This is a genomic window from Salinisphaera sp., from assembly GCF_035690525.1.
Taxonomy (GTDB): domain Bacteria; phylum Pseudomonadota; class Gammaproteobacteria; order Nevskiales; family Salinisphaeraceae; genus Salinisphaera.
In genome coordinates this window covers 20,787-28,922 of the sequence record NZ_DASSKM010000099.1, presented here as the reverse complement: position 1 = coordinate 28,922, position 8,136 = coordinate 20,787, and the positions used below count along the sequence as shown (strand labels likewise).

Annotated in this window: 7 protein-coding genes, 1 pseudogene and 1 riboswitch; of the genes and pseudogenes, 5 read left to right on the top strand and 3 right to left on the bottom strand. The window is 65.8% G+C overall.

Annotated features, from left to right (window positions below; translation table 11 throughout):
• The 3 genes and pseudogenes from VFJ08_RS07280 to VFJ08_RS07270 all read right to left on the bottom strand — a co-directional run.
• On the bottom strand, positions 1–240 hold a 240-nt coding region (locus tag VFJ08_RS07280), incomplete at its 3' end, for a dihydropteroate synthase (RefSeq protein ID WP_349256966.1).
• Positions 241–271: 31 nt separating this feature from the next.
• A complete protein-coding gene (locus tag VFJ08_RS07275; RefSeq protein ID WP_324996533.1) occupies positions 272–679 on the bottom strand; it encodes a GxxExxY protein in 408 nt (135 codons plus the stop codon).
• Positions 680–728: 49 nt separating this feature from the next.
• Positions 729–1,763 (bottom strand): annotated as a pseudogene (locus VFJ08_RS07270) (homocysteine S-methyltransferase family protein); the annotation flags it as partial.
• A 100-nt stretch (positions 1,764–1,863) separates the two neighbouring features.
• A riboswitch (cobalamin riboswitch) is annotated at positions 1,864–2,077 on the top strand.
• 66 nt (positions 2,078–2,143) lie between these two features.
• Between VFJ08_RS07270 and VFJ08_RS07265 the strand changes: the two are divergent.
• The 5 genes from VFJ08_RS07265 to VFJ08_RS07245 all read left to right on the top strand — a co-directional run bounded on the left by VFJ08_RS07265 (position 2,144) and on the right by VFJ08_RS07245 (position 7,992).
• Positions 2,144–4,039: a TonB-dependent receptor domain-containing protein gene (locus VFJ08_RS07265; protein WP_324996531.1), complete on the top strand. Its 1,896-nt coding sequence runs from the start codon at positions 2,144–2,146 to the stop codon at positions 4,037–4,039.
• A 17-nt stretch (positions 4,040–4,056) separates the two neighbouring features.
• On the top strand, positions 4,057–4,665 hold the full coding sequence (gene cobO / locus VFJ08_RS07260) for a cob(I)yrinic acid a,c-diamide adenosyltransferase (RefSeq protein WP_324996530.1): 609 nt from the start codon (positions 4,057–4,059) through the stop codon (positions 4,663–4,665).
• A gap of 107 nt (positions 4,666–4,772) precedes the next feature.
• Complete coding sequence (locus VFJ08_RS07255) at positions 4,773–5,459, top strand: adenosylcobinamide amidohydrolase (protein ID WP_324996529.1); 687 nt, start codon at positions 4,773–4,775, stop codon at positions 5,457–5,459.
• Between the two features lie 98 nt (positions 5,460–5,557).
• On the top strand, positions 5,558–6,988 hold the full coding sequence (locus VFJ08_RS07250) for a cobyric acid synthase (protein ID WP_324996528.1): 1,431 nt from the start codon (positions 5,558–5,560) through the stop codon (positions 6,986–6,988).
• Positions 6,985–7,992: an iron ABC transporter permease gene (locus VFJ08_RS07245; RefSeq protein WP_324996527.1), complete on the top strand. Its 1,008-nt coding sequence runs from the start codon at positions 6,985–6,987 to the stop codon at positions 7,990–7,992. The genes VFJ08_RS07250 and VFJ08_RS07245 overlap by 4 nt, the downstream gene beginning before the upstream one ends.
• Positions 7,993–8,136 lie beyond the last annotated feature (144 nt).

The window sequence follows — 8,136 nt, the reverse complement described above, 5'->3', positions numbered from 1 at the left end:
GGCGATGTCCGGCTCGCCGGCGATCAGGTTCAGGAACTTGGTCATCGCGGCGGCCGAGTCCAGCATCCCCTCGTCCATGTTGACGTCGATGACCTGGGCGCCGTTCTCGACCTGGTTGCGGGCCACATCCAGCGCGGTGTCGTAGTCCTCCTCCTTGATCAGACGCATGAACCGCTTGCTGCCGGTCACATTCGTGCGCTCGCCGATGTTGATGAAGTTGGTCGCTGAGGTCATAGGCAAAAACTCTGTTTATCCGCAGATGGACGCAGAATCACGCAGATGAAGACGAAGATGGAACGGGCGTGCGGATCAGGCGGCGATACTGCAATCGGGTCTGGCCGAAGTTGAGCAGCAAGGCACGATCGAAGCCCGTGGCCTTGAGGTAGTTCAGTGCTTGCGCGTCTTCGTGCGTGGTCAATTGTCGAATAGCCTTGATTTCCACGATGACGCGATGGAAACAGATGAAGTCGGCGCGATAGCGGCAATTCAGGGTGCGTCCCTTGTATGCGATACCGAGATCGCATTCCCGGCGAAAAACGATGTCGCGTTCGCTAAATTCGATCGCTAGCGCTTCCTGATACACGGGCTCGAGAAACCCCGTACCCAGCGTTCGCTGGACTTCGAAGGCCGCGCCGATGATCGCGTAGGTCTCCGGATCTTGCTCGCTGCCGTCTTTCATCTGCGTCCATCTGCGTGCATCTGCGGATAAATCAAGCAGAGGCGGTGAACGGCTCCAGCCCCGACAGCCGCATGGCGCGCTTGATCTCGGGCCGTTGGCGCGGCGTTCTGCCGGCGACGGCCTGCGCGATTGCGCCGATGTGCTCCGGCGTGGAGCCGCAGCAGCCGCCGGCCATGTTGAGCAGGCCGGATTCGGCCCATTCGCCGATGTGCTCGGCCATTTCGTCGGGCTGTAGATCGTATTCGCCGAATTCGTTGGGCAGCCCTGCGTTCGGATAGGCGTGGGTGTAGCAGGGGACGATGCGCGACATCTCGGCGACGTATTGGCGTAGCGCGTCCGGGCCGAGCGCGCAGTTCAGGCCCATCGTCAGCGGCCGGCCGTGCGCTACCGAGTTGTAGAAGGCCTCGGTGGTCTGGCCCGACAGGGTGCGGCCCGAGGCATCGGTGATGGTGCCCGAGATCATCAACGGAATATCCACGCCGCGCTCGCGCATCAGCCGGCGCACGGCGTAGACGGCGGCCTTGGCGTTCAATGTATCGAAGATGGTCTCCATCAGGAGGATATCGACGCCGCCTTCGAGCAGGGCTTCGGCGGCCTGACCGTAAGCTGTGGCCAGTTCCACGAAATCCGTGTTGCGCTTGCCGGGGTCGTTGACGTCCGGCGAAATCGAGGCGGTACGGTTGGTTGGCCCGAGCACACCGGCGACATACATCGGCTGCTTCTCGGAGGTAAATTTCTCGGCGACTTTTCGGGCGAGTTTCGCGGCCTCGACGTTGAGCTCCACCGCCAAGTCTTCCATATGGTAGTCGGCCTGGGCGATCGTGGTCGACGAAAAAGTGTTGGTGGTGATGATGTGCGCGCCGGCCTCGGCATATTGCCGGTGGATGCCCTCGATGAGGTCCGGATAGGTCAGGGTCAGCAAGTCGTTGTTGCCCTGCAGATCGGTCTTCCAGTCGGCGAAGCGCTCGCCCCGGTATTCTGCTTCGGACGGGCCGTAATTCTGGATCATGGTGCCCATCGCACCGTCGATCACCAGAATCCGGTCGGCCAGAACGCTCTCGATAGCGTGTCGCGTGTCGCTCATATCGCGTGATTCATCTACCCGGCAAAATCCAGGGGCATAGTATATCCGCTTATCCGGATAAGCGAAAAATCTCGGCTTGACGCGGTGTCGGCGTCTGCCTACGATCAGCGGCGTCTCAGGTGTCATGTCCACGGATGTGATGAAACGGGAAGTCGGTGCGAAGCCGACACTGCCCCCGCAACGGTAAGCAGCGCCGCACGATATGCGGCGTCGCGCTGATAGCCACTGAAGGTAGCCTTTAATCCTTCGGGAAGGCGGCGCACAGGCATGGCCTGGCTGCGAGTCCGGAGACCGGCCTGAGCACGGGGAGGCCGTCGCGCTATGCGGCGGCCGCGATTCGGGGCGCGCGGACGGGCGCGCCCGCCGTTCGGGACCAGATAATGAAGCAACGCTGTTGGGCCGGATTGGCCGCGGCTTTCGGGGGCATTTCCGCCGCCTGGGGCGCGACGCCGATCGTAGCGCCGGCCACCGATCTGGAAGATGTGGTGGTCACCGCCACGCGTACGCCGCAACCCGTAGCCGACACGCTGGCGGCGGCCACGGTAATAACCCGCGCCGATATCGAGCGCACGCAGGCGCAGAGCCTGGCCGAACTGCTGGACGATACGCCCAGCCTGTCGATCGCCAACAACGGCGGGCCGGGCAAGGCCACGTCGATCCACCTGCGCGGGACCGGCGGCAATCAGGTGCTGGTGCTGGTGGACGGTGTGCGCTGGGGCTCGGCCACCACCGGCCAGGCCGCGATTCAGGATTTCCCGGTCTCGCAGATCCAGCGTATCGAGATCGTGCGTGGCCCGCGCTCCTCGCTTTACGGCGCCGATGCGGTCGGCGGCGTGATCCAAATTTTCACGCGTGACGGCAGCGGCGCCGCGGGTCAGGGGCCGACGCCGTATTTCTCGGTCACCGGCGGCACCTACGACACCTGGAAAGGCCAGGCCGGGGTCTCGGGCGCCACCCGACGCGCCCATTACAACTTCAGCGTTTCCGGTGCAACCACCGGCGGCTTCAACGCCTGCACCGGGCGGCCGTTCGGCTCGCCGGCGGGCGGCGCCGGCTGCTATGCCGAGCAGCCCGACGACGACGGCTACGATCGCGTGGACGGCTCGGCCAATGTCGGTTATCGCTTCGACAACGGCTGGTCGGTGGGCGGGCATTATTTGCGCGCCGACGGCGATACCGAGTATGACGGCACGATCACCAATCGGTCGCATTCGGTGCAGGAGATCTACGGCGTGCGGGTCGCGGCGCTGTTGACCGACTTCTGGGATGCCACGTTGTCGCTTTCGCGTAGCCGCGATTTGGCGACCAATTATCTCGACGGCGACACCGTCAGCCGCTTCGATACCCGCCGCGACAGCGTCAGCTGGCAGAACGATTTCGTGCTCGCCGAGCGGCAGACGGCCACGCTCGGCGTGGATTATCGTCAGGACCAAGTCACCAGTTCGGCCGATTACAAAGAGAACAAGCGCGACAACACCGGCGTGTTCGGTGAATACCAGGGCCGCTTCGGCGCCCACGAGGTCGATTTGGCCGTCAGAGGCGACGACAACCAAGCCTACGGCGATCATGCCACCGGCTCGATCACCTACGGCTATCACCTGACGCCCACGTACACGCTGACCGCGTCCTACGGCAACGCCTTCACCGCGCCGACCTTCAACGATCTCTACTATCCGGACACGCCCGGCTTTCCGCCCGCATCCAACCCCGACCTGAAACCGGAGAAATCCCGCACCGGTGAGATCGGCGTCAAGGCCACGCCGGGCTGGGGCCATTGGTCGGTCTACGCTTATCAGACCGATATCGACGACGAGATCACGCTGGACGCCAACTTCACGCCGCGCAACGTGGATTCGGCGCGTATCCGCGGGGTCGAGGGCGAAGCCACGGCCTATCTCGGCCGCTGGCGCATCGGCGCCGCCGCCGACTGGCTCGATGCCGAGAATCGCGGGAGCGGGGCGAACCACGGCAACGATCTGGCCCGCCGGCCCGCCTATTCGGCGTCGCTGGAGGTCGATCGCGATCTGTTCGCGCGGTTCTCGGCCGGCGCCAGCGCCAAACTCGTCGGCGCGCGCTACAACGATCTGGCCAACACCGACGAACTCGGCGGCTACGCCCTGTTCGGCCTTAGAGGCGAAATGCGGGTGACCGACGCGTGGAAGATCCAGGCCAAGCTGGAAAACCTGTTCGATCGCGACTACCAGACCGTCGACTTCTACAATCAACCGGGCCGCGCCTTCTATCTGACCGTGCGCTACGCCCCCGGCAACTTATGATCGACCGAGACCGTGTCATGAGCGAATCGAAAAACGATGCCCGCCACAAGGCGGCGATGCAGAAACAAAAAGCCAAGGTCGACGCCGGCATTGAGGCCGCGGACGTCGAGCGCGGGGTGTTCGTGTTCATCACCGGCAAGGGCAAGGGCAAGTCGTCCTCGGCCTTCGGCATGGTGATGCGCGCGCTGGGCTATGGCCAGAAGATCGGCGTGGTGCAGTTCATCAAGGGCGCGCAGCTCTCCGGCGAGGAGATCTATCTACGCGAGCACTGCCCGCAGGTGGATTTTTACCAGATGGGCACCGGATTCACGTGGAACACCCAGGATCGTTCGGGCGATATCGCCGCCGCCGAGCGCACCTGGGGCCGGGTCGAGCCGATGCTGCGCGATCCGACCTATGATCTGGTGGTGATCGACGAGCTGACCTATATGCTCGGCTACAAGTATCTGGACGAGCAGCGGGTGCTGGACGCCATCGCCAACCGCCCGATCGGGCAATCCGTGATCGTCACCGGCCGCGGCGGCGGCTCGGGCCTGCGCGAACTGGCCGATACGGTGTCCGAGGTCGACAACATCAAGCATGCCTTCACGGCCGGCATCAAGGCCCGCCAGGGTGTGGACTACTGATCGCCGTGCAGCCCGGACAATGCTGGTCGCCGGCCGATGGAGGCGCGACGGACCTGCCATCAACGTGCCTGCCGCGCGGCTGGCACGGGCGGGTCGAACCGCGGGGCGTGGCCATAGTGGCCGACGTGGCCGATCGGCCGTGGCGAGCGCTGTCGTCGGCCCCGGCCGGCGGCGGTCTGACCATGGCCTCGGCCTGGTTCAACGCGCATGTGCGCCATGACGCGCCGCTTGACCCGGCCGGACCGGCTGCGGTGCTCGCGCGCCTCGCCGACGAGCGCGGCCTGCCGGGCGATCGCGTGGCGATGATGACCGGCGCGGCCATGACATCGCTACGCCTGGCTGCCGCCGATATCGAAGGCGAGCGTTTCGCCGTGGCGCTGACGGCCGGGCTCGCGAATGCGAGGGCCGCGGGCGATGCCGCCGACGAGCGCCGTCTGCACGGGCGCGCCGGGCCGCCCGGCACGATCAATATCGCGCTTTTCAGCTCGGCCCGGCTGACCGACGCCGCCCTGGTCGAAACCGTGGGCACCGTCGCCGAGGCCCGCGCGGCGGCGCTCGCCGAAGCCGGCGTGGGCAGCGCCGTTTCGGGCCGGTCCGCCACCGGCACCGGCACCGATGCCACGGCCGTGTTCTGCGCGCCGGCCGGACGCGCCGTCGAGTACACCGGCAAGCACACGATCGTCGGCGAAACCGTCGCGCGGCTGGTGATGACCGCGCTCGCCGCGTCGATCGCCGGTGCGCGGTGTGTCGGGAACGTCGAATCAACGGCATACGAAACCTCCGCAGAATGTTGATTCTTTCTTTCATCTGCGTCCCTCCGCGTTTATCTGCGGATAAATATGATTTAGGCGCAGCGCGCGGCCTTTTGTGAATAAGAATGAGACGAGCCGGGATGTCTAGTACGTTGATGATCCAGGGCACGACCTCGGACGCCGGCAAGTCGACCCTGGTAGCCGGGCTGGCGCGGGCGTACGCGCGGCGCGGTGTCGACGTGGCCCCGTTCAAGCCGCAGAACATGGCGCTCAATAGCGCGGTGACCGTGGACGGCGGCGAAATCGGGCGGTCGCAATATCTGCAGGCGCAGGCCGCGCGGATCGCGGCGACCACCGATATGAACCCGGTGCTGCTCAAGCCCTCCAGCGATATCGGCGCGCAGGTCATCATCCACGGCCACGCGATCGGCGCCATGGACGCCGTCGCTTACCACGACTATAAAAAACAGGCGCTGGACGCGGTGCTCGTCGCATATGCCCGGCTCGCCAAGGATTACGAGCGCGTGTTGGTCGAAGGCGCGGGCAGCCCGGCCGAGATCAATCTGCGCGACGGCGATATCGCCAACATGGGTTTTGCCGAGGCGGTGGATTGCCCGGTGATCCTGGTCGCCGATATCGACAAGGGCGGCGTGTTCGCCCAGCTCGTCGGTACGCTGGAACTGCTGGCCGAATCCGAACGCGAGCGCGTGGCCGGTTTCGTCATCAATCGTTTCCGCGGCGATATCGACCTGCTGCAACCGGGTCTGGACTGGCTGGAGGAGCGCACCGGTAAGCCGGTGTTCGGCGTGCTGCCTTATCTGATGGGGCTGTATCTGGATGCCGAGGACGCGATCGCCACCGGGCAAAGCGCGAGTGGCGACGCGCTCGTGGTCCGGGTGCCGGTCACGCCCCGGATCAGCAACCACACCGATTTCGACGCCCTGCGCGCGCATCCCAAGGTCGATTTGCGGTTCGTCGGCCCCGGCGACGACCCGGGCCCGGCCGATCTGATCGTGCTGGCCGGGTCCAAGAACACCCGCTCGGACTGCGCCTGGCTGATCGCGGCCGGCTGGGCGGATCGCATCAAGCGGCATCTGCGTTACGGCGGCAAGGTGTTGGGTATCTGCGGCGGCTATCAAATGCTGGGCCGCGAGATCGCCGATCCGGACGGTATCGAAGGCGCGCCGGGCGTGACGCGCGGGCTCGGCCTGTTTGACCTGGCCACCCGGCTGGATCCGACCAAGCATCTGCAGAACGTCGCGGGCGAGCTGGTCGGCGGCGGCGCGGTGGCCGGTTATCGCATCCATTGCGGCATAACCGCCGGGCCCGATCTCGGGCCTCCGTTCGTTGACCTCGAAGACGGCGCGGACGGGGCCGTCTCCGCCGACGGCCAGGTCGCCGGCACCTATCTGCACGGCCTGTTCGACACCGGCGTCGGCTGCGACGCGATTCTCGCCTGGGCCGGGCTTGCCGAGGCGGGTTCGATCGATCAGCACGAGCGGCGCGAGGCGAGTCTGGAACGGCTGGCCGACGCGATCGAGGCCGCCATCGATCTGGAACGATTACCGTGAAGCCGGGCGTGTTGTTCGCGATCCTGGGTGGGCTGGCGGTGCTCGCCTTTATCGCGGAACTGGTGTTCGGCGCGGTGCGCCTGCCCGTCGCCGACGCGCTCGCGGCGCTGGCCCATGTCGGCGCGCCGTCGAATCAGACCGACCTCATCGTCAACGCCATCCGTCTGCCGCGCGCGATCCTGGCCGCGCTGGTCGGCGCGATTCTGGCGATCTCGGGCGCGGCCATGCAGGGTTTGTTTCGCAACCCGCTGGCCGACCCGTCGCTGATCGGCGTGACCGCCGGCGCTTCGGCCGGGGCCAGCCTGGCGATCGTATTCGGCGGCGCGCTGGCCGGCTTTGCCGGGCTGTCGATCGTGGCATTGGCCGCTTTCGCCGGCGGTACGGCGGCCGTCGTTCTGGTCTACGCCCTGGCCACGCGGACCACCGGTACGTCGGTGGCCACGATGCTGCTAGCCGGCATCGCGATCAGCGCGCTCGCCGGCTCGCTGACGTCGTTGCTGGAATTTTATGCCTCCAACCAAATGCTGCGCCGGATCAGCCTGTGGCAGATGGGCGGGCTCGAAGGCGCGAACTGGCCGCGCGTCGGGCTGATGACGATCGTGGCCGCGGCCGTGCTCGCCGGCCTGCCGGCGCTGTCGCGGGCGTTGAATGCGCTGTTGCTCGGCGAATCGGAAGCGCGCCATCTCGGCTTTGCCGTGGACCGGACCAAGACCGTGCTTATCGGCTTGGTCGCGCTCGGCGTGGGGGTGTCGGTGGCGCTGGCCGGCGCGATCGCCTTCGTCGGGCTGGTCGTGCCGCATATCGTGCGACTGGCGATCGGGCCGGACCATCGCGCGCTGCTGCCGGCTGCCGCGCTCGCCGGCGCGCTGCTGCTGCTGGCCGCGGATACCGTGGCGCGGGTCGCGGTCGCGCCCACCGAACTGCCGGTCGGGCTGCTCACCGCGCTGCTGGGGGCGCCATTCTTCATCGCGCTGCTGCGCAGCACGCGGGATTACGGCTTATGATAAAAAAGAACATTTATCCGCAGATTAACGCAGATATACACAGATGTAAGAAAAAATCCCGCAGAATAAACGAGGGATGTGGGCAAAATAATAACGTGACATCATGAATCAAAGCAGAAGCGCTCTCATTAAAATCTGCGTATA